Raw genomic sequence first — 20604 nt, 5'->3', positions numbered from 1 at the left:
ATCACGATGCACCGGTCGCCGCAAAGTGGCAGCATGGATGGCGTATGAAAAAATCTGACAGGTTCCCGCTCCCGGTGACGTTCGAGGACGCCTTCGACATCGACCCCGCCGATGCCGAAGCCGATACCGATACCACCGCCGACGACACCCTCACCCGGCATGCCGAGCGCATGGCCCGCTCCGGCTGGTCCGCCGACCCGACCGTCGGCGAGCTGCAGCTCGACGAGCGCAGCTCGCTGCGCCGCGTGGCCGGGCTCTCCACCGAGCTCACCGACATCACCGAGGTCGAGTACCGGCAGCTGCGCCTGGAGCGCGTCGTGCTGGTCGGGGTCTGGACCGAGGGCACCGCCGCGGCCGCCGACGCCTCCATGGCCGAGCTGGCCGCGCTCGCCGAGACCGCGGGCTCGCAGGTGCTGCAGGCGCTCATCCAGCGCCGCGACCGCCCGGACCCGGCCACCTATATCGGCTCCGGCAAGGCCGAGGAGCTGCGCGCGGTGGTGCTGGAGACCGGCGCCGACACGGTGATCTGCGACGGCGAGCTGACCCCGGCGCAGCTGACCGCGCTGGAGAAGGTGGCCAAGGTCAAGGTGGTCGACCGGACCGCGCTGATCCTCGACATCTTCGCCCAGCACGCCACCTCCAGGGAGGGCAAGGCGCAGGTCACGCTGGCGCAGATGGAGTACATGCTGCCGCGGCTGCGCGGCTGGGGCGAGTCCATGTCCCGGCAGGCGGGCGGCCGGGCGGGCAGCAACGGCGGCGTCGGGCTGCGCGGCCCCGGTGAGACCAAGATCGAGACCGATCGCCGCCGGATCCGCGAGCGGATGGCCAAGCTGCGCAGGCAGATCCGCGAGATGAAGACCGCGCGCGACACCATGCGGGCCAGGCGGGTGAACGGCGGGGTGCCCGCCGTCGCCATCGTCGGCTACACCAACGCGGGCAAGTCCAGCCTGATGAACGCGCTCACCGACGCCGGAATCCTGGTGCAGGACGCGCTCTTCGCCACCCTGGATCCCACCACCCGGCGGGCCGCGCTGGACGACGGCCGCGAGATCGTGGTCACCGACACCGTCGGGTTCGTCCGGCACCTGCCGACCCAGCTGGTGGAGGCGTTCCGCTCCACCCTGGAGGAGGTCACCGCCGCCGACCTGCTGCTGCACGTGGTGGACGGCTCGGATCCGCTGCCCGCCGGGCAGATCGAGGCGGTGCGCGAGGTGATCACCGACGTGGTCAAGGACTCCGGGGTCCCGGCGCCGCCGGAGCTGCTGGTGGTCAACAAGATCGACGCGGTGGACGAGCTGGCGCTGGCCCGGCTGCGGGCCCAGCTGCCGGACGCCGTCTTCGTCTCCGCCGCCACCGGCGCCGGGGTGGCCGAGCTGCGCGAGCGGGTCGCCACCCTGCTCGGCGGGCTGGACGTCGACGTCACCGTGCTGCTGCCCTACACCAGGGGCGATCTGCTGGCCCGGGTGCACGCCGAGGGCCGGATCCTGGCCACCGAGCACGAGGAGGGCGGCACCCGCGTGCGGGCCCGGGTGCCGCACGCGCTCGCCGCGGCCTTGACCCCGTTCGCCGGATCCGCGCCGGAGCAGCGCTAGCGACCCGCACTCCCGCTGCGGCGCAGCGGATTCGGGTACCGGAGTTGGGGTAGCCGGGATGCTGCCGGTGTGATTAGGCTGAGCCTCGTCGCATCGCCCAGCAGGAGGACACCCCATGTCGCAGCACCGTTCGGGCGGGGCCGTACCGGCAGCGCCGCGTTCCGGCGCCACCGCCTCCGGCAGGCTCACCGACGGTGCGCCGCTCCGGGTTTCGCCGAGCGGTGTCGAGTTGCGGCTGCTGGACGCGGTGCTCGCGCCGCTGCGGGCGTGGTCCAGCCCGCGCTTCTACGGCCTGGAGAACATCCCGGCCGACGGCCCGGTGCTGCTGGTCGGTAACCACAACCTGCTCGGCGGCATCGACGCCCCGCTGTTGCTGCCCGAGGTGCTGCGCCGCCGCGGCAGGCTCATCCGCGGCCTCGCGGAGAACGTGCTCATGGCGGTGCCCGGCGTGCGGCACGTGCTGCACCGCTACGGCGTCGTCCGGGGGACGCGGGCGAACTGCCTGGCGCTGCTCGCCAGGGGGGAGGCGGTGATCGTCTTCCCCGGCGGCAGCCGGGAGGCGGCCAAGCGGAAGAACGAGAAGTACAGGCTGCAGTGGGACGGCCGCACCGGCTTCGCGCGGATGGCCATCGAGGCGGGCGCGCCGATCGTCCCGGTCGCCATGATCGGCATCGACGACGCCTTCGACATCGTGCTCGACGCCGACCACCCCGTCATGCGCCCGGTGCGCTGGGCCGCGCGGGCGCTGGGGTTGCCCGCCGGGCTGATCCCGCCGGTGGTGCGCGGCATCGGCCCCACCGTCGTCCCGCGCCCGGAGCGGTTCTACTTCGCCGCGGGCGCGCCCATCGACCCGGCGCCCTGGCGCGGCGCCCCCGACCTGGCGGCCGCCGCCACCGAGCTCGCCGGGGTGGTGCGCAAGGGGCTGGAGGAGGAGCTGCGCTTCCTCTTCGCCGAGCGCGAGCGGGATTCCGGGCGCAGCCTGACCGGCCGGGTCAAGGGGTTGCTCCGCCGGCTCTGAGCGCGGGCGAGCACCGCGGTACCGGGTACTGCCGTGCCCGCCGCCGAGGTTTGCCGAGAATTGCGGATACTCCCCACCCGGCCCGGTCGCGGGGCAGGTGACGGTATCGATTTCCGGTGTGAAGTGAACAGCCATTCTCATTGCGGGTACCGTGTGAGGCAACGACCGCCGGGGTGGCCCGGCCGGTGCCGCACAAGGAGGTAGGCGTGGAGCGCACACTGTTCGAACCCGAGCACGATCTGTTCCGGGAGTCGTTCCGCAAGTTTCTCGATCAGCACGTCGCGCCGAACCACGCGAAGTGGGAGGAGCAGGGCCTCGTCGACCGCGACGTCTGGCTGGAGGCGGGCAAGCAGGGCTTCCTCGGCATGGCGGTGCCGGAGGAGTACGGCGGCGGCGGGGTGAAGGACTTCCGCTACAACGCGGTGGTCACCGAGGAAGCCGTGCGCGGCCAGTACAGCGGCCTCGGCTTCGGGCTGCACAACGACGTCATCGCGCCCTACCTGCTGGAGCTGGCGAACGAGGAGCAGAAGCAGCGCTGGCTGCCCGGCTTCTGTTCCGGCGAGATCATCACCGCGATCGCCATGACCGAGCCGGGCACCGGCTCCGATCTGCAGGGCATCAAGACCAAGGCGGTCAAGGACGGCGACGACTGGATCCTGAACGGCGCCAAGACCTTCATCACCAACGGCATCAACGCCGACATCGTGATCGTGGTCGCGCAGACCGACCCGGCCAAGGGCGCCATGGGCTTCAGCCTCCTCGTGGTGGAGCGCGGCATGCCCGGCTTCGAGCGCGGCCGCAACCTGGACAAGATCGGGCTCAAGGCGCAGGACACCGCGGAGCTCAGCTTCACCGACGTCCGGGTGCCGGGCAAGAACCTGCTCGGCACCGAGGGCATGGGCTTCATCCACCTCATGCAGAACCTGCCGCAGGAGCGGCTCTCCATCGCCGTCATGGCCGCGGGCGCCATGGAGGCGTGCCTGGAGATGACCATCCAGTACGTGCGCGACCGCAAGGCGTTCGGCAAGCCGATCGGCGCCCTGCAGAACACCCGCTTCGTGCTGGCCGAGCTGGCCACCAAGACCACCGCGGTGCGCGTCCTGGTCGACCGCTTCGTCCAGGACCTGAACGACGGCAAGCTCTCCGCCGAGGACGCCGCCATGGCCAAGTGGTGGAGCACCGAGGAGCAGCTCGACCTGATCAACCGCTGCCTCCAGCTGCACGGCGGGTACGGCTACATGAAGGAGTACCCGATCGCCCGCGCCTACATGGACGCGCGCATCCAGACGATCTACGGCGGGACCACCGAGATCATGAAGGAGATCATCGGGCGGTCGCTCAAGCTGTCCTGATTCGTTGCCCCGTTCGCCCCTGTCCCGCCGCCGGGACGGGGGCGTCCGCGTTCAGGCGCCGAAGTGGTGGTGCACCGCCTCGACATTGTTGCCGTCCGGGTCGCGCAGGAAGACGGCGTAGTAGCCGGGGTGGTACTCCGGCCAGAGCCGGGGCTCGTGCAGGATCTCGGCGCCGTCGGCGACGGCGGCCTCGTGCACCCGGTGCACGGCGTCGCGGGAGCCGGCGGTGAGCGCGAGGTGCACCGGGCGGTGACCGGGGTCGACGCGCGGGCCGAGCCAGAGGTGCGGGAAGCCGTCCGGGCCGCCGAGCCCCACGACGGCGCCCTCCGGGCGGTCGACGCGCATGGCCTCGCGCACGCCGAGCGCGGCGAAGACCCGGGTGTAGAAGGCGGCGGCTCGATCCGGGTCGGCGCACTGCAGGGCGAGGTGATCGAGCATCCGCCCACGGTAGCCGGTGCGCGGTGGGCACGGGGGGACCCCGCGCGGGGGTCTGTCGGCGCGACCGGGCACGCCGGTACGCGTGGCTCCGCACCCGGAGGCCGACGGGGTCGCGGGCCCCGGGTCGTCGGACCGTCCGGTTTCGGGCAGGATCGACGACATCATGACCGAGCAGTTCCCGGCCCCGAGCCGCCGCCGCGCCGCCGTGCGGCTCGGCATCCTCGTCCTCTTCCTCGCGGTGCTCTTCTACCTGGTCGCGGTGCGGCGGGTGATCGATATCGACGAGGTGCGCGAGCTGATCCGGGCCGCCGGGCCACTGGCGCCGCTGGTCTTCGTGCCGGTCTCGGCGCTGCTCGCCGCGGTCTTCGTGCCCGGCACGCTGCTCGCCGCCACCAGCGGGCTGCTCTTCGGGCCACTGGTCGGCACCGTCGTGACGCTCTTCTCCGCCGTCGGCACGGCGATGATCACCAGCCTGCTCGGCAGGCGCGCGGGGCGGGCGAGCGCGCGCGGGCTGATCGGGGCCGAGCGGTCGGACCGGATCGACGCGCAGATCGCGCGCGGCGGGCTGTGGGCGGTGGTCGGGCAGCGCTTCGTCCCCGGCATCTCCGACGCCATGGCCTCGTACGTGTTCGGCGCCTTCGGCGTCCCGCTGTGGCAGATGGTGGCCGGGTCGTTCATCGGCTCCGCGCCGCGCGCCTTCGTCTACACCGCGCTCGGCGCCTCGATCGGCGAGTTCTCGGCGCCGCTCGCCTACACCGCGATCGGGGTCTGGTGCGTCACCGCCGTGCTCGGCGTGTACGCGGCGCACCGCGGGTACCGGATGTGGCGGCGGCCGCGGCCGGAGCCCGCCGCCGAGCCTCCCGTGCCAAGCTGAACCCATGACCGACGAACGCTTCGAGGTGCGGCGGCAGATCGCCGCCGCCCCCGGCCAGATCTTCGCCCTGCTGTGCTCCCCCGACGGCCACGTGGCCATCGACAGCTCCGGCATGCTGCAATCCGCGCAGGGCGAGCCGGTGCGCGCGGCGGGCGACCGCTTCGTGGTGCACATGGACCGGGAATCGCTCAACGACTACCCGATGGGCAAGTACGACGTCACGGTGATCATCACCGAGTTCGAGCCGGACGCGCACCTCGAGTGGACCATCTCCGGCCAGATTCAGCCGCCGATCGAGCACCGCTACGGCTACCGGCTGGAGCCGAGCGAGATCGGCACCCTGGTCACCTCGTACTACGACTGGAGCAAGATCGCGGAGAAGTACCGGGAGCGCGGCATCTTCCCGGTGATCCCGGAGTCCGCGCTACGCGCCACCCTCGGCATTCTCGCGCGCACCGTCGAGCACTAGCGCGGGCTCGCGCTGCGCGTGGTGCAGGTTGCGGATGACCTCGCGGGCCAGCGCGTTGTTGCCGACGCCGCCGATCACCGCGCCGATCCCGGCCGGGATCACCTTGCCGAACGCCAGCGCGCCGCGCTTGACCAGGAACTGCACCACGAAGCGCTTCACCGGCCCCTCTTGCATCTTGGAGATCACCGGCAGCCGATTGGCCAGCGCGGTGTCCCACTGCTTGGCCGAGCGGCCCGCGGTGCCGAGCGCCTTGGCGCCCGCGCCGCCCAGGATCACCGCCGAGACCAGCGGCCCGCGCACGGTGCCGGTGGAGCGCTCCGACACCTCCTTGGCGCCGACCACGAAGACCGTCGACGCCTCCAGGAACAGCACCGTGTCGGCGCCCGCGGCGGCCAGCCCGATCAGCGTGCCGACCCCGGGCACCGCCGCGCTCAGCCCGGCCGCGACGCCGCTGGCCGTCACCGTGATCAGGTAGTGCTTCTCCAGCCGGCGCACCAGCTCGTCCGGCGATTCCTCCGGGTGCCTGCCGCGCACGAAGCCGGCGTAGCGGGCCACCAGCGGCGCCTGCACCTCCGCCGCCCGGTCCAGCACCGTGACGACACCCTTGTCCAGGAACTTCTGCAGCACGCCGTTCGCCTCTTTCGTTCGCTCGCCGGCCCGTCGCCGGCGCGATCAGCGGAGGGGTACCCGGCGGCGCGCGGGATTCACGGTCAGCTCTCGGCGGCTTCGGCGCTGACCGGGCGAACGGTGCCGTCCGGCAGCGTCTGGTCGCCGGCGAGCGCGGTCACCCGGCCGTCCGCCCGGCAGCCGGTGACCCGCAGGTCGAGCGCCGAACCGGCCGGGTTGCCGTGCTGGTCGGTGTCGAGCCGCAGCCGCAGCCCGAACCCGGCGTCGCCCGCGGCGACCGTGGTCCAGGTGCCGCGCAGGGCGTCGGTGCCGGTGTGCAGCGCGGCGGTCTCCGGGTCGAGGGTGAGTTCGCCGGTCGGCTCGGCCGCGGTCGCCACCCGGTAGGTGACGCCCTGGTAGGCGGCGCCGTCCAGGCCGCAGGGCGGCTCGGCGGCCTGCACCGTCAGGGGCAGCAGCGCGACGGTGAACGCCACCAGGGCGGTCACTCCGGCGGCGGGCGCCAGCAGCGCGGGCACCATCCTCGATCCTGGCATGGGGGAGACCTCCGTATCGGGTGTCGGCGGGTGCCGCCCGTGTCCGCAGGCTTAGCCCTCGGCCGCGTCCTCAAACGCGGTGGTCCCAGACCAGGGTGTAGCGCCAGAAGAGCCGGCGCCGGATTCGCGCGCCCGGCAACTCCCTGGCGGCCGCCGCCCGGATCTCGGCCAGCGTCTCCCGCGGCTCGGCCACCGGGGCCCGCATGTGCGGGGGCGGCCCGGTGGCGCGGGCGGGGTGCTTCAGCAGCCCGATGACGGGGTTGAGCAGGACCGCGGGGAGCCGGGCGAGCAGGTCGGCGGTGGTGTCGCGGTGGCAGCCGACCACGACGAGCCTGCCGCCGGGGGCGAGGCTCGCGCGCAGGGCGCGCAGGGTGGGGGCGAGCGGGAGGTGGTGCAGGACCGCGACCAGGGTGATGGCGTCCCAGCGGGTGTCCGGGTCGCGGTCGGCGAAGGCGAGCGGCAGGATGCGCACGGCGGGGTCGGCGCGGAAGCGGGCGGCGGCTGTGGCCGCGGTCTCCGGATCGCGCTCCAGCCCGGTCACGGTGTGGCGCTCGCGCAGCCGGGCGACGAGATTGCCGGTGCCGCAGCCGATGTCGAGGACATCGCGGGCGCCCGCGGCCTCGACCCGGCGCACGACCCAGCCGAGGTAGTGGTCGTTGTGGCTCCACGGGTGGGCGCGGTTGACGCGGTTCAGCCAGGCCGGCACAGCGCCACCCTAGCCGGGGTCAGTTTGCTCAAAGTGTGCTGCGGGGTGGGCGGGGAATCTAGACTCGCCGGATGACGGATGCGGATGTGCTCGTCGTGGGCGCGGGGCCGGTGGGGCTGGCCGCGGCGGTGGAGCTGGCGCGGCGCGGGGTGCGCTGCCGGGTGGTGGAGCAGCTCGCCGAGCGGCCCCGCTTCGCCAAGGCGGTCGGGGTGCAGCCGCGCACGCTCGAGGTGTTCGAGGGGATGGGGGTGCTGCGGGAGATCCTCGATGCCGCGGTGCGCATGCGCGGGCAGCTGGTGTACGCCGACGGCGCCGAGGTGGCGCGGCTCGATCTCGAACCCCCGCCGGACATTCCGTACGGCTTCGCGGCGCTCCCGCAGTACGAGACCGAGCGCGTGCTCGGCGCCCGGCTGGTGCGCTGCGGGGTCCGGGTCGAGTACCGGACCGCGCTGGTCTCCTTCGCGCCGGACGACGGCGGCGTCACCGCGGTGCTGCGCGGGCCCGGCGGCGCGGAGACGGTGCGCGCCGGGTACCTGGTCGGCGCGGACGGCGCGCACAGCGTGGTGCGCAAGGGGCTCGGGCTGACCTTCGAGGGCGCGGCCTTCGCCGAGCAGTACATGCTCGGCGACGTGGAACTGGAGTGGAGCGCGCCGCCCGGCTACGGCGTGCGCTCGACCCGCGGCGCCGACGTGCTGGTCTGCATTCCGCTGCCGGGGCACCGCCGGTACCGGGTCTCCATGCTGGCGCCGGAGGAGCTCGCCGTCCCGGCGACCGATGGCGTCGCGCACGGCATGGAGGGTGACCGGGCGCCGGAGCTGCACCACATCCAGGCGGTGCTGGACCGGCTCGCCCCGGAGCCCGCGACCGCGCGGAACCTGCGCTGGTCCTCGGTGTTCCGGATCAGCCACCGCATCGTGGACAGCTACGGCACCGGCCGGGTCTTCGTGGCGGGCGACGCCGCGCACATCCACCCGCCGACCGGGGCGCAGGGGATGAACACCGGCATCCAGGACGCGCACAACCTGGGCTGGAAGCTGGCGCTCGCCGTCGCCGGGGTGGCCGGGCCGGAGCTGCTCGGCAGCTACGACGCCGAGCGCAGGCCGGTCGGGGAGGAGGTGGTGGGGCGCACGGTGCGGCACGCCAGGGAGGGGATCGGGGCCGGGGCGGACGATCCGGAGCGGATGCTGCGGCGCGAGGCGCAGTTGCTGCTCGATTACCGGGACAGCCCGATCGTGCTGCTCTCCACCCTGGGCGGGGTCGCGGCCGGGCAGCGCGCGCCGGACGCGGCGGGGCTCACCCGGGAGCTGGTGCAGTTCCCGATCCGGCTCTTCTCGCTGCTCGCCGGGGCCGATCACACGCTGCTGCTGTACACCGGCGGGGAGCGGGGGCCGGACTGGTTCGCCGCGCTCGAGCGGGTGGTGGAAGACGCCCGCCGGGTGACGCGCGGGCAGCTCGACGTGTACCTGGTGGCGGGGCCGGAGACGCCGGTCGACACCGTGCTGCCGGTGATCCGCGACAGCGCGGGCGATTTCGCCCGCACCTACGCCGACGCGGACGCCGCGTACCTGGTCCGCCCGGACGGGTACCTGGCCTACGCCGGTGCGCCGGAGGCGGTTCCGCGCGCCCTCGCCGCCACGTTCGCGGCGCCCGCCGAGCACTGAGGGCGGCTCGCACTCCGCGCCCGGCCGCGCGGGCGGCGACTACCCGCCCGCGCGCACCCGGTGCTTCGCGAGGTGGTTCAGCACCGCGTGATTCGCCTCCCACCCGTCCGGGAACTTGACCGGCACCCCCAGGTGCACCGGCTCCGCGGACGGGTGCGAGTCGAGGAGTTCGGGAATCCCGGCCCGCCCCACCATGACGCAGGCGTGCCGGTGCCGGGAGGCGAGCACGCAGAGCCGCCCGGCCTCCAGGTGGAAGGCGCCGGCGTCGCGGCGGCCGGAGAGCGGGTGCAGGACCACGGTGATGTCGTACTCGCGCCCCTGCAGCCGGTTCGCGGTGTCCACGGTGACCCCGTCGGCGACCCCGCCGCGCAGCGCGTTGCGCACCGCCTCGGCCTGGTCGCGGTGCGCGGTGCCGATCGCCACCCGCTCCGCGGTGACCGGCCGCGAGCCCTGCTCGGAGTGCGCGGTGGCGGCCCGCTCCAGCACCCGGCGGGTGATCTCGGCGACCGCGCGCACCGCCTCGCTGTCGGTGCGCAGGGTGTGTCGCCGCGGCAGCTCGTACCAGCCCCAGCCGTGCTCCGCGGCCTCGTCCAGCACCAGGTCGACCGGGGTGCGCAGCCCGCGCGCGGCGAACTCCAGCCGCCGGTCCGCGCTGCCGGTCCCGGCCCGGAACGGGGTGAACGGGTAGAACGCCGCCGACACCACCGGCGCGGCCGCCGCCGAGAGCCGCCAGGAGACCGGCAGCGTGTGCGGCCGGATCTCCGGGTTGTTGGTGAGCATGACCGCGACCGCGCTGGTGGTCGGGTCCCAGCCGAGCCCGGCCCAGCGCCCGGTGTCCACGGTGGCGAAGGGGTCGAGCTGGCCGGGGTCGCCGACGAAGAGCCCGCGCTCGAAGCGGTTGGCGATGCGCAGCAGCATGTCCGAGCGCATCTGGTACGCCTCGTCGATGATGGCGTGCTCCCAGCGGCCGTCGTCGATGGTGGCCCACTTGGCCGCGGTGCCGATGAGCACCGTGCGGTCCTCCAGGTCGGCGATCTTCTGCCTGCACACCACGTTCGGGTGCTGGACGCGCGCCGACTCGACGTAGCTCTGGCTCGACACCCGGCCGATGGCGAGCGCGGGGTCGGCGGTGGCGAGCCGCTCGATGAGGTCGTCGACCTGCTCGTTGGTCTGCGCCACGATCATGTGCGGGCGGCCGGACTCGGCGAGCTGCCTGGCCGCGCGCACCACGAGCGTGGACTTGCCCGCGCCGGGCGGCGAGTCCACCACGACGGCCCGGTTGGTGCCGCCGGCCAGGTCGGCGAGGATGCCGGTGACGGCGGCCTCCGCCGCCGCGGACAGGTTCTCGGTCACAGTTCCTCGAAGGTCTCCGCGGTGGGCAGCCACTCCGGGGGCGGCCCGCCGTGCGTCCACGGCGTCTCCTCCCGGCTCGGCAGCGAGGTGGGCCGGGACGACCCGGCGGGGGAGAAGCGGGCGAAGCCGACCGCGGCGCCGACGCCGGGCACGGTGCCCGGCTCCGGGACCAGCTTGCGCCCCATGCCGCCGGAGAGCTCGAGCAGCACGGTGTCGCCGTCGGCCTCGAGCACCTCCCCGGACTGCTTGGGGTAGCCGATATTGCAGAGTTTCTCGCCGGGCACCGGCACGAACGGGTCGCTGGTCCGCACCCGCAGGCTCGGCCGCAGCACCTTCTTGCTCTTGCCCGCCGGCACGGTGACCCGGGTGGGATCGGCCTCGGCCACGGTGCCGTGGAAGGCCGCGCCCGCCAGCCGGTGCTCCAGCATGAGCCGCGGGTCGTCGAAGGCGCGCTCGGCCTCGTACCGCTCCAGCGCGCGCTCCCGGTCGAGCAGCCTGCGCACCGCCGAGACCGCGGAGTCGCGGCGCGGCTGCGGCACCCCCTCCGGCACCGTGCCGAGGAAGTAGCTGAACGCCCCGATATCGTCGTTCCAGCGGCCGGGGACGTGCGCGCCCTGCGGCAGCGCGCGCAGCAGGTTCAGCCCCTGCCAGAGCAGCTGCCAGGTCGGCTCCAGCTGACGCAGCAGGGCGCGGCGCAGCCGCTGCTCCGCGGTGACCTTGGCCGGGCCGGCGGGCGCCTCGTCGTAGCCGGTGATGAGCGGGGCCAGCTCCTCGTTGTCGAAGCCGGGGTCGGTGGCCGGGCCCGCGGGCGGCACGGCGAGCGGGTCCTCGGCGCGGGCGGCGGCCTCGGCGCCGGAGCGCCCCGGCGGCGGCGCGATCCAGCCGAGCAGCGCCGCGAGATTCGCGTCCTCCAGCGCGGACTGGCCGCTGGCCCAGTGCGCGGCGAGCACCGAGGTCATCGGCAGCAGCACCGCCGAGCCGGGGTGCTCGGCGCGGTCGCAGAACCAGGTGAGCCAGCGGCCGAGCAGCGGAACCTCCGGCGGCACCGGGTTCTCGCCCTCGGGGCTGTGGAACCGCACCGAGCGCCCGAGCAGCCGCAGGAAGTCGATGCCGCCGGTGTTCGGCGTCCACAGCTGCGGGGCGTCCAGGCAGCGGGTGTAGGTCTCGCCCGCCTTGGTGGTCTTCTCCTCCACCTCGACGGTGTGCTCGGTGACGTAGGGCAGCACGATCTCGGCGAGCTGCGCGACGAAGCGCAGCCGCAGCACCCGGTCGCGCGGCTGCGGCACCACGAGCAGCCGCGGCTCGTCGGCCGCGGTGCCCGCCAGCAGCGCCAGCGGCGCCGCGGCCTCGCCCGCGAGCTTCAGCGGGACCAGCACCAGCGGCCGCCGGGCCAGGTGCGTGTGGCAGACCCCGGCGATCGGCTGCGCGCGCCCGGCGCGCACCGCCTCCAGCCGGGCCAGCGCGGTCAGCACGCTCACCCGGCGATCTCCAGCCGCATCCGCCGCGCCTGCCGGAGCAGCCGGGCGATGTCGTCGAATTCGGCGGGGGGCTCGATCGAGCCGTCGGCGAAGCCGAGCACGGTGGTCATGTCCTCCAGCCCGCCGAGGTCGTCGCAGACGCCGCGGCCGAGCACGTCCACCGTGCCCTCCTGCCTGGCCTCGGCGCGGCAGGCGAAGGCCAGCTCGCAGCTGGCCATGCACTCGGGGGTGTAGCGGGCGTCGATCCCGGCGACGGTGCGGGCGAGCTCCGGCCCCGGCTCGAAGCTGACGCCGTCGGGCAGCTCGTCCAGCAGCTCCTCGATCGAGGTGAGCCGGGAGAGCTGGCGGCCCACCACCGCGATCTGCTTGCGCAGGTCGACCAGGGCGGCGGTGGGGCGGTTGCTGAAGTCGTTGGTGCACACCAGGATGCCGTTGTGCGAGACCAGCGCGTCCGGGTCCTCGCCGAGGTCGGCGATGAGCTCGCGCAGCGCGATCACGTACACCGCGGACTGCCTGGCCGCCGCGGCCACCTGCGCCGGGTCGGCCTGGCCGTCGACCACCGGGAAGGACTTGATCTCCACCACGTGGAACTGGCCGCCGAGCCGCAGCGCGACCACGTCGGGCTCCAGGTACGCGGTGGCACCGGCGATGTCGAGGCGCAGCAGCGGGTGGTCGAAGAGCGTGCCCTCGCCGGTGACGACGGCGTGGTCGAAGAGCTGCCTGGTGCGCCGGTAGCGGACCGCGTTCGCGGTGTTGTCGCCGACCGAGGCGAGGTCGTAGTACTCGACCTCGGGAACGCTGAGCTCCAGCTCGGTGCGGAGCAGCGCGAGCAGCTCGGCGCAGCCGTTCGCCTTCACCATGGCCTCGAAGGCATTGCCCCTGGTGATGGCGAACTGGGACTGCCCGAAGCGGGGCGGGAAGCCGAGTTCCCTGGCGATCACGGTCTTGTCGACGGCGGCGGCGTCGAGCAGGGCGCGCCGCGCGCAGCCGGGGTTCGCGGTGAGCGCCGCGATGGTGCGGGCATTGTGCCTGCACGCGGTCGCGGTGCCGCGGAGCCGGTCCAAGCGTGCCGGGAGCGGAGTGGTCACCCGGCCTCCTTTCGTCGCGTGCCGGTCACAGCGAGGCGGACGCCGAACAGCTGTGCCGTGTCGTCGAGTTGCGCGCTCGCCCGCTCGGCGGCGCGCAGCCGGTGCGCGGCGTCGTCGGCGCGGTGCACGGCCAGTTCCCGGCCCGCGGACTCGACGACCCGCTCGAGGTCGATGGCGTCGGGGGCGCCGCGCACCCCGGGCACCGAGACGGCGAGCTTCCACACCACGCGCCGCGCGTCCGGGCCCGGCTCGGGCAGCGCGGCGAGGTGCTCGGCGAGCCGGATGGTCGCGGTCAGCAGATCGACGCGCGGGCTGAGCGGCCCGACCACGCGCCGTTCGGTGGGCCAGGTGCTCACCGCGAGCAGGCCGCGCGCGGGGGCGAGCAGGTCGGCGTTGAGCGCCGAGCAGATGTAGTAGGGCCGGGCCAGCGGCGCGGCCCGGAAGGAGCGCTCCTCGTCGCGGCGCAGGCTGGTGAGCCGGGCGGCCACCAGATCGCCGGAGAAGAACGCGTCGTGCACCGCGAGCACCAGTTTCGGCGCGGCGGGGGCGCCGAGCAGGGTGAGCGCCCGGTGCACGTGCTCGCGCACCGGGACCGCCGGGACGACCTCGCGGACCGGCTCCGCGCCCGGCTGCAGCCCGAGCACGGCATCGTCCCAGTCGTTCTCCGCGCGGCGCAGCTCCGCGCGCAGTTGCCGGGCCGTGGCACGATCACCCGCCGCCACCGCCCGCCGAACCGCGGCGCGCAGTTCGGCGATGCGATCCTCGAGTTGCTCGGCATTGTCCGGCACACTGCGGGACTGTAATCAGAACTTCCAGTGAAGTCCAGTATCTTCCAGTATTCGCCGGGTCAGCTCCGCTTGGGCCGGATGACGGCGGTGAACGTGGCGGTGGCGACCGCGGTGTCGTCCCGGCCGGTGATCCGCACCGGCACGGTGAACTCCACCGGCCTGCGCGCCGCGGCCTCGGCCCGCACCGTCTCCAGTGTGCTGGCTGGCAGCTCCGCGCTCGCCACGAATGGCCCGGCTTCACCCTTGGCCCTGGCCAGGTACTCGATCCGGCCATCCCGGGCGACGACGAACGACTCACCCATGTGCGCCGCGATGCCGGAGACCGCCGCGCCCATGGCCGCCGTCTCCGCCAGCCCGAACAGCACCGCCGCGTGCACGTCGCCATTGTGGTTGAGGTGCTCCGGGCCCGGCGTCATGCCGACGACATTGCGGCCCTCGGCGAACTCGACCCCCTCGATTCCGGCGTACCGGATGAAGCCGAGCCTCCGGAACCCGGTCATCACCAGCTCGCCCAGGGTTGCGATATCCACGCTGCTCTCCTCCGAAAGTGAAACCTGTTCCAATTTTCCCATCATCTAACACAGCGGATACATCCGGGCACATCCGGAGTTACACACCCTTTTCACAATCGACGGGTGCCGAAGCTCGGCGCGGAAGGACACCGCCATGACATCCCGTCACGTGCCGGCGCAGCCGGACCAGTTCACCTTCGACCCCGGCCGCACCGCGCTCCTGGTGATCGACATGCAGCGGGACTTCCTGCTACCCGGCGGATTCGGCGCGAGCCTCGGCAACGACGTGGAGCAACTGCGCGGCGTGATCCCGCCGCTGGCCCGGCTCATGGCCGCGGCGCGGGCGGCCGGGCTGCCGGTGATCCACACCAGGGAGGGGCACCTGCCCGACCTCTCCGACTGCCCGCCCGCGAAAATCCGGCGCGGCACCCCGTCCCAGCGCATCGGCGACCCCGGCGCCTTCGGCCGCATCCTGATCCGCGGTGAGTACGGCCACGACATCGTGGACGAGCTGGCGCCGATCGACGGCGAGGTGGTGATCGACAAGCCGGGCAAGGGCGCGTTCTACGCGACCGAGCTCGGCGCGGTCCTCGAACGTCTCGGCATCACCTCGCTGCTCGTCACCGGCGTCACCACCGAGGTGTGCGTGCACACCACCGTGCGCGAGGCGAACGACCGCGGCTACGAGTGCCTGGTCGTCGCCGACTGCGTCGGCTCGTACTTCCCCGAATTCCAGCGGGTCGGGCTGGCCATGATCGCCGCGCAGGGCGGCATCTTCGGCTGGGTCGCCGGCTCGGCGGCCGTGCTCGACGCGCTCGCCCCCGCTGCAAGCCCGGCCCGGTGAACAGGATTCCGCGATGACGCTCGACACGAAACCGGCCGAGCAGGCCGAACCCGCTCCGCCGCAGAAGCTTCCGTGGTGGACCAGGGGCGACACCAATGCCTTCTTCGGGCTGGCCTTCAATATCCTGGTCAATGTCCTCACGCTCACCACGCTCTCCATCGCGGTGGTGAAGATCCCGAGCGGCGATGTGCTCGGCACCGTGCTGCCCGCGCTCGGCGTCGCGCTGGTGCTCGGCAACCTCTACTACATGGTGCTGGCGCGCAGGCTGGCCCGGCGCGAGCAGCGCGACACCGTGACCGCGCTGCCGTACGGGCCGAGCGTGCCGCACATGTTCATCGTGGTCTTCGTCGTCATGCTCCCCATCTACCTGCGGACCGGCGATGCCCTGCGGGCCTGGTCGGCCGGGCTGGCCTGGGCCTTCATGATCGGCGTCATCGTGATGATCGGCGCCTTCGTCGGGCCGTTCATCCGCAAGATCACCCCGCGCGCGGCCATGCTCGGCACCCTGGCCGGCATCTCCATCACCTTCATCGCCATGCGCCCCGCCGCGCAGATGTGGGAGGTGGCGTGGATCGGGCTCCCGGTGCTCGCCATCATCCTGATCGGCTTCTTCACCGATGTGAAGCTGCCGGGCAATGTCCCGGTCGGGCTGGTGGCGCTGCTGGTCGGCACCGCCATCGGCTGGATCGGCGGGTACATGTCCGCACCGGACGTCTCGGCGGCGGTCGGCGATATCGCGCTCGGCCTGCCGGACCTGCGGCTCGACCTGCTCTTCGACGGCCTCGGCGACCTGGCCCCGCTGCTCGCCACCGCCATCCCGCTCGGTGTCTACAACTTCACCGAGGCCATGAGCAATGTGGAGAGCGCCGCCGCCGCGGGCGACAACTACAACCTGCGCAGCGTGCTGCTCGCCGACGGCTTCGGCGCGGTGCTCGGCGCCGGATTCGGCTCGCCGTTCCCGCCCGCGGTCTACATCGGCCACCCCGGCTGGAAGGACGCGGGCGGCCGCACCGGCTACTCGCTCGCGGCGGGCGCGGCCATCGGCGTGATGTGCCTGCTCGGCCTCTTCGGCGTGCTCGCCACCATCCTGCCGATCCCGGCGATCGTGCCGATCCTGCTCTACATCGGGCTGCTCATCGGCGCCCAGGCCTTCCAGGCGGTGCCGCGGCTGCACGCCGTCGCGGTGGTCGCGGCGCTGCTGCCGAACCTGGCGGAGTGGGCGGTCGGGCTGATCGACAACGCGTTGAGCGCCGCGGGCACCAGCGCCGAGAAGGTGGGGGAGGAGGCGCTCGGCCAGGCGGGCGTCGTCTACCACGGGCTGCAGATCCTCGGCGAGGGCGCGGTGCTGGCCGGGCTGGTGCTCGGCGCGCTGGTGACCTTCGTGCTGGACAAGCGGTTCCACGCCGCCGCGATCGCGGCGGCGGTGGGCGCGCTGCTCAGCTGGATCGGGCTGATCCACGCCCCCGAGGTGGCCTGGGCGGCCGCACCCCAGGTCGCGCTCGGCTACCTCTTCTTCGCCGTGGTCTGCCTCGCCTACGCGCTGCTGCCGAAACCGGCACCGGCGGAAGAGCCGAAGGAGGAGCCGGCCGCTCAGGAGGGCTGACGGATCCCCATCACCCCGGTGACCGGCGCCGGCCACTCCAGTTTCCCGGAGGCCGCGATCATGTCGTCCAGCGCGGCGGCCAGGTCATCGGGGATGGGGGCCGAGCGGCGCTGCTCCAGATCCACGTGCACCAGCAGGATCTCCAGCGTGTTGGCGAGCCGGTCGCGGCCCTGGTCCACCAGGAAGGCCATCATGTGCACCGCCTTGGCGCTGCGCTCCAGCACCCGGGCGTGCACCGCCAGCGCGTCGCCCTGCCGCAGCTCGCTGTGGTAGCGCAGGTGGTGCTCGGTGGTGAAGAGCCCGAGCCTGCGCTCGGCGCGGTAGCGGTCGTCCAGCCCCGCCGTCTGCAGCAGCAGGTCCGCGGCCACGATGCCGTGCCGCAGGTAGTACACGACGTTCATGTGGCCGTTGGCGTCGATCTCGCGCTCGGTCACGTCCGCGGTGAGCGTGGCCGGGATCTCGCGGATCTGCGCCACGGTGGGGAGGTCGGTAGCCATGCTTCCGATCCTGCGGTACCGGTGCGCGGGGCCGCGCACCGGGTCGCCGGTCAGGGCGCCGAGCGGATCATGCCCTTGCTCCGCATGAGGTGTTCGCCCAGGTAGCCGTCGTGCGGGACGCCGGGGCGGAGCCAGGTCGTCGGGTTGTCGCCGAGGTACAGGTTGGTGATGGTGGGCTCGTCGAGCAGCCGGTCGATGAGGTCGCGGCGGGTGGTCACGGCGGTGAGCACCAGCGAATTCCGCAACGGGCCGACGCCGTCCTCCGGCCGCCACCGCCCGACCCACACGCACGGGAAGCCGAGCTCCACCCCGAGCCGCGGGTCGGTGCCGTCCGGCACCAGGTGCACGGCGGGCCGCAGCACCGCGCCGCCGGAGGGCAGCTCGTCCACGATGGTGTCGCCGCCGAGCAGCGCCCGCGCGTCCCCGGCGACCTCGCGCAGGTACCGGTCCATGGCGCGCGCCGACTCGGTGGGCTGCACGGTGAGAATGGCGTCCGGGTGGTCGGCGGGCAGGCTCGGAATGGCGTCGAGCGCCGCGGCCAGCGCCGCCGCCACCGGCTCCGGATCGCCCTCGACCAGCACGGCGGTCGCGCAGGTGCAGGCAGTGCCGCCGAGGTGGCTCACCGAGCCCGCGATCAGCTCGATCCGGGGCCGCCAGTCCACCTCCGCGGTGATCAGGATCTTGGAGCGCCCCGGCCCCTGGGTGAGCACCCGCGGGTTGCCGCCGTACTTGTCCACCACGTCCTGCCCGCCGTAGACGATGGCGTAGTCGGACTCCGCGATGATCACGTCCGCGGCGGCGTAGCCGGTGGGAAGCAGGGTCACCGTGTCCGGCGGGAAGCCGGCCTCGCGGAGCGCGCTGATCAGCCGGAACGGGGTGAAGGGTTCGCGGGTGGACGGCCGCACCGCCACCTTGTAGCCGAGCGCGAGCGCCTCCGGCCAGAGGCCGTGCACCGCGGGGGTGTTGCCCGCGGCGTGCACCGCGAACAGGTCGCCGCGGCGGGTCCAGACCGCGGAGCCGGTGCGCGTGCGCTCGGCGTCCCACCCGTCCACCGCGCCGAGCGGCATGGCGAGCGTGCGGGTCTCGCGCTGGGCGCACAGCACCTCCGCCACCCACTGCACCGACTGCCGCACCACCGCGAGCGGCACCCCGGAGACCGTGGAGACCAGCCGGGCGTACTCGTGCGGGTCCAGCCCGGCCACCGTGCCGTGCAGGAAGAGCTCGGCCGCCTTGTCCAGCGCGGCCAGCCGCTCCGGCACCGGGAGCACGGTGGCGGCGCGCATGGCGGTCAGCGTGCGGCGCACGTAGAGCGGCGGCACCTGGCTGATCTCGCCGACCACCGCGCCGGAGAGCGCGGTCAGCGGCAGCCGCTCGCGGGCGCGGTAGGCGCCGGCCGGGCCGAGCGCGTCGATCCGGACCTCCATCAGTACACCCCTTCGATCACGGCGCGATCGCCGAATGTCCTGACCGGTCCCACATCCGCGACGGCACAGCCGAGCGCGCCGGGCAGCGGCGGGAGTTTCAGCGCCGTATCGCGCTCGGTATTGTTCGGCAGCAGGGCGTATTTGGTGAGGTGGTTCATCACCACCTGCCCGCGCTCGCCGTATTCCACATCCCGCCCGGTGGCCGGATCCACCACCCGGAAGGCGATATACGGGCTCGGGGCGTCGAATATCGGCAGCCCGTCCGGATGGTCCTCGTCGCGCTCCCTGGACATGCCGAGAATGGTCGTGCTGCCGTACAGCCCCTTCAGCGGGATACCCGGGAAGATCTCGGTCCGGAAGATATCGCGGGTGTCGGCGTCCATGTGCGCGCCGCTCCAGCAGATGAATTTCACCTGCGCGCGGATGGCGTCCACCAGCTCCGGCCGCCGGGCCACCCGCTCCAGCAGCGGCGGGGTGGTGATCAGGATGCCGACCGGCTGCGTGCCGAGAATGTGCCCCACCTGGTCGATCAGGTGTCCGGCGTAGCGCTCCGCCTCCTCGGTGGCGCCACGGGCGAGCAGCTGCTTGATCCAGCGCGGATCCAGGTCGATGGTGAACTTCAGGCCGTCGTGCCTGCGCGCGCGGCGGGTCGCGAACTCGCCGAACATGTGCGGGCCGCTCGGCGCGATGGCGAGCGTGTTCACCGTGCCGAGCCCGGCGTAGTGGAATTCGTCCCAGCCGAGCGCGAACTCCATCCACGGCTCGAACATGACGAAGCGCTTCGGCAGCCCGGTGGTGCCGCCGCTCTCGAAGATCCCGGCGATCTCCCGGTCCGCGCCGGTGAGCCCGCGCGGAATCAGCTCGGACACCGCGATGTCCCGGAATTCGTCCACCACATTGGGGAATCGGGTGAGGTCGTCGAAGGTGCGGATATCGGTGCGCGGATCGAAATCGAGGGTGCGCGCCCGGCGCAGCCAGTACGGGCTACCGCTCTCCGGGTCGAAATGCCAGCGCATCAGGGCCCGGATGTAGGCGTCGGGATCGACCGGCTCGGCGCCGAGGTCGAGAATGGCAGAACACATGCGTCCTCCAGGGCGTGGAACTCACGCACACTGTGGCCGACCGGTCACCCCCGCTGAAACTCCCGCGGCCCGACTTCGATGACGCGATCACGGAATCCGGGTCGCGCCCGCCGCCGGGGATATGTCTGGTACGTCCGCATCGCGGCAATCGAGCCGCTACCGCCGGCCGGGCAGCAGCGAATCGTCCCTGGCGCCGGGGCCGAGCTGCGCGCGCAGCTCGCCGCGGTGCACCGGCTCGCCGCACTCCGAGCACACCGGTTCGACCGTCATCCGGTGCCCGCAGGTCTGGTGCTGCAACTGGATCGGCGGGCCGCCGGGGGCCGCCCACTCGTCGCCCCACTGCCGCATGGCGGTCACCACCAGCCAGAGCGAGCGGCCCTTCTCGGTGAGCCGGTAGTCGTACCGCACCGGATTCTCCTGGTACGGCTCGCGGGCCAGGATGCCGTGCTCGACCAGGTGCTCCAGCCGCTGGGTGAGCACATTGCGGGCGATCCCGAGCCGGCTGCGGAAGTCGTCGAAGCGGGTGACGCCGAAGAGGGCGTCGCGCACGATCAGCAACGTCCACCACTCGCCCACCACCTCCAGGCACTGGGCCAGGGAGCAGTTCATGTCGGCGAAGCTCGTTCTGCGCATGCCGCCAGGGTAGTCGGTTGCGTGAAAGAACT

21 protein-coding genes are annotated in these 20604 nt (G+C 73.2%); 8 read left to right on the top strand and 13 right to left on the bottom strand.

Features of this window, described 5'->3' with window-relative positions; translation table 11 throughout:
- The first annotated feature begins 170 nt into the window (after positions 1–170).
- The 3 genes from hflX (at position 171) to AB0H71_RS27760 (ending at position 3962) form a co-directional block, all read left to right on the top strand.
- On the top strand, positions 171–1592 hold the full coding sequence (gene hflX / locus AB0H71_RS27770) for a GTPase HflX (protein ID WP_357026918.1): 1422 nt from the start codon (positions 171–173) through the stop codon (positions 1590–1592).
- A gap of 115 nt (positions 1593–1707) precedes the next feature.
- Entirely contained in the window at positions 1708–2610 is a 903-nt protein-coding gene (locus AB0H71_RS27765) for a lysophospholipid acyltransferase family protein (protein ID WP_357026630.1), read from the top strand.
- Positions 2611–2816: 206 nt separating this feature from the next.
- Entirely contained in the window at positions 2817–3962 is a 1146-nt protein-coding gene (locus AB0H71_RS27760; protein ID WP_357026628.1) for an acyl-CoA dehydrogenase family protein, read from the top strand.
- Positions 3963–4013: 51 nt separating this feature from the next.
- Here the strand turns inward: AB0H71_RS27760 and AB0H71_RS27755 are convergent, their stop codons facing one another.
- A complete protein-coding gene (locus AB0H71_RS27755) occupies positions 4014–4400 on the bottom strand; it encodes a VOC family protein (RefSeq protein ID WP_357026627.1) in 387 nt (128 codons plus the stop codon).
- Positions 4401–4563: 163 nt separating this feature from the next.
- Here AB0H71_RS27755 and AB0H71_RS27750 point away from each other — a divergent pair, with 163 nt between their 5' ends.
- Both AB0H71_RS27750 and AB0H71_RS27745 read left to right on the top strand, forming a co-directional pair.
- Positions 4564–5274, top strand: a complete 711-nt coding sequence (locus AB0H71_RS27750; protein ID WP_357026625.1) for a TVP38/TMEM64 family protein — start codon at positions 4564–4566, stop codon at positions 5272–5274.
- Between the two features lie 4 nt (positions 5275–5278).
- A complete protein-coding gene (locus AB0H71_RS27745) occupies positions 5279–5743 on the top strand; it encodes a polyketide cyclase (RefSeq protein ID WP_357026623.1) in 465 nt (154 codons plus the stop codon).
- Here the strand turns inward: AB0H71_RS27745 and AB0H71_RS27740 are convergent.
- The 3 genes from AB0H71_RS27740 to AB0H71_RS27730 form a co-directional block, all read right to left on the bottom strand.
- The gene (locus AB0H71_RS27740; protein ID WP_357026621.1) at positions 5699–6370 is read right to left on the bottom strand and encodes a hypothetical protein; all 672 of its coding nucleotides are present in this window, start codon (positions 6368–6370) and stop codon (positions 5699–5701) included. The genes AB0H71_RS27745 and AB0H71_RS27740 overlap by 45 nt on opposite strands.
- An 83-nt stretch (positions 6371–6453) precedes the next feature.
- Positions 6454–6903 carry a hypothetical protein gene (locus tag AB0H71_RS27735; protein ID WP_357026619.1) on the bottom strand — a complete coding sequence of 150 codons (450 nt, stop codon included), beginning with the start codon at positions 6901–6903 and terminating at the stop codon, positions 6454–6456.
- 70 nt (positions 6904–6973) lie between these two features.
- A complete protein-coding gene (locus AB0H71_RS27730) occupies positions 6974–7609 on the bottom strand; it encodes a class I SAM-dependent methyltransferase (RefSeq protein WP_357026617.1) in 636 nt (211 codons plus the stop codon).
- A gap of 71 nt (positions 7610–7680) precedes the next feature.
- Between AB0H71_RS27730 and AB0H71_RS27725 the strand changes: the two genes are divergently transcribed.
- Complete coding sequence (locus AB0H71_RS27725; protein ID WP_357026615.1) at positions 7681–9270, top strand: FAD-dependent monooxygenase; 1590 nt, start codon at positions 7681–7683, stop codon at positions 9268–9270.
- A 39-nt stretch (positions 9271–9309) separates the two neighbouring features.
- Here AB0H71_RS27725 and AB0H71_RS27720 read toward each other — a convergent pair whose 3' ends face one another.
- The 5 genes from AB0H71_RS27720 to AB0H71_RS27700 are packed head-to-tail and all read right to left on the bottom strand — an operon-like array spanning position 9310 to position 14507.
- On the bottom strand, positions 9310–10623 hold the full coding sequence (locus tag AB0H71_RS27720) for an AAA domain-containing protein (RefSeq protein ID WP_357026613.1): 1314 nt from the start codon (positions 10621–10623) through the stop codon (positions 9310–9312).
- Complete coding sequence (locus tag AB0H71_RS27715) at positions 10620–12101, bottom strand: hypothetical protein (protein ID WP_357026611.1); 1482 nt, start codon at positions 12099–12101, stop codon at positions 10620–10622. The genes AB0H71_RS27720 and AB0H71_RS27715 overlap by 4 nt, the downstream gene beginning before the upstream one ends.
- The gene (locus AB0H71_RS27710; RefSeq protein WP_357026609.1) at positions 12098–13189 is read right to left on the bottom strand and encodes a hypothetical protein; all 1092 of its coding nucleotides are present in this window, start codon (positions 13187–13189) and stop codon (positions 12098–12100) included. The genes AB0H71_RS27715 and AB0H71_RS27710 overlap by 4 nt, the downstream gene beginning before the upstream one ends.
- Entirely contained in the window at positions 13186–13977 is a 792-nt protein-coding gene (locus AB0H71_RS27705; RefSeq protein WP_357026607.1) for a hypothetical protein, read from the bottom strand. Before AB0H71_RS27705 ends, AB0H71_RS27710 begins: the two co-directional genes overlap by 4 nt.
- Before the next feature lie 59 nt (positions 13978–14036).
- Entirely contained in the window at positions 14037–14507 is a 471-nt protein-coding gene (locus AB0H71_RS27700) for a PaaI family thioesterase (protein WP_357026605.1), read from the bottom strand.
- A gap of 136 nt (positions 14508–14643) precedes the next feature.
- Here AB0H71_RS27700 and AB0H71_RS27695 point away from each other — a divergent pair, with 136 nt between their 5' ends.
- Positions 14644–15333 carry a cysteine hydrolase gene (locus AB0H71_RS27695; protein ID WP_357026603.1) on the top strand — a complete coding sequence of 230 codons (690 nt, stop codon included), beginning with the start codon at positions 14644–14646 and terminating at the stop codon, positions 15331–15333.
- Positions 15334–15346: 13 nt separating this feature from the next.
- Positions 15347–16936: a regulator gene (locus tag AB0H71_RS27690; RefSeq protein ID WP_357026601.1), complete on the top strand. Its 1590-nt coding sequence runs from the start codon at positions 15347–15349 to the stop codon at positions 16934–16936.
- Here the strand turns inward: AB0H71_RS27690 and AB0H71_RS27685 are convergent.
- The 4 genes from AB0H71_RS27685 to AB0H71_RS27670 all read right to left on the bottom strand — a co-directional run bounded on the left by AB0H71_RS27685 (position 16924) and on the right by AB0H71_RS27670 (position 20572).
- Entirely contained in the window at positions 16924–17433 is a 510-nt protein-coding gene (locus tag AB0H71_RS27685; protein ID WP_357026600.1) for a thioesterase family protein, read from the bottom strand. The two genes, AB0H71_RS27690 and AB0H71_RS27685, sit on opposite strands and share 13 nt — an antisense overlap.
- 50 nt (positions 17434–17483) lie before the next feature.
- Entirely contained in the window at positions 17484–18857 is a 1374-nt protein-coding gene (locus AB0H71_RS27680; protein ID WP_357026598.1) for an aldehyde dehydrogenase family protein, read from the bottom strand.
- Positions 18857–19939, bottom strand: coding sequence for a phenazine antibiotic biosynthesis protein (locus AB0H71_RS27675; RefSeq protein WP_357026596.1), 1083 nt, complete (start codon positions 19937–19939; stop codon positions 18857–18859). Before AB0H71_RS27675 ends, AB0H71_RS27680 begins: the two co-directional genes overlap by 1 nt.
- Before the next feature lie 156 nt (positions 19940–20095).
- The gene (locus tag AB0H71_RS27670; RefSeq protein ID WP_357026594.1) at positions 20096–20572 is read right to left on the bottom strand and encodes a helix-turn-helix domain-containing protein; all 477 of its coding nucleotides are present in this window, start codon (positions 20570–20572) and stop codon (positions 20096–20098) included.
- Between the last annotated feature and the right edge of the window lie 32 nt (positions 20573–20604).

The organism is Nocardia sp. NPDC050697, assembly GCF_040654395.1.
Taxonomy (GTDB): domain Bacteria; phylum Actinomycetota; class Actinomycetes; order Mycobacteriales; family Mycobacteriaceae; genus Nocardia.
The sequence above is the reverse complement of the archived record's forward strand: the minus strand, read 5'-3'. Positions and strand labels throughout refer to the sequence as shown.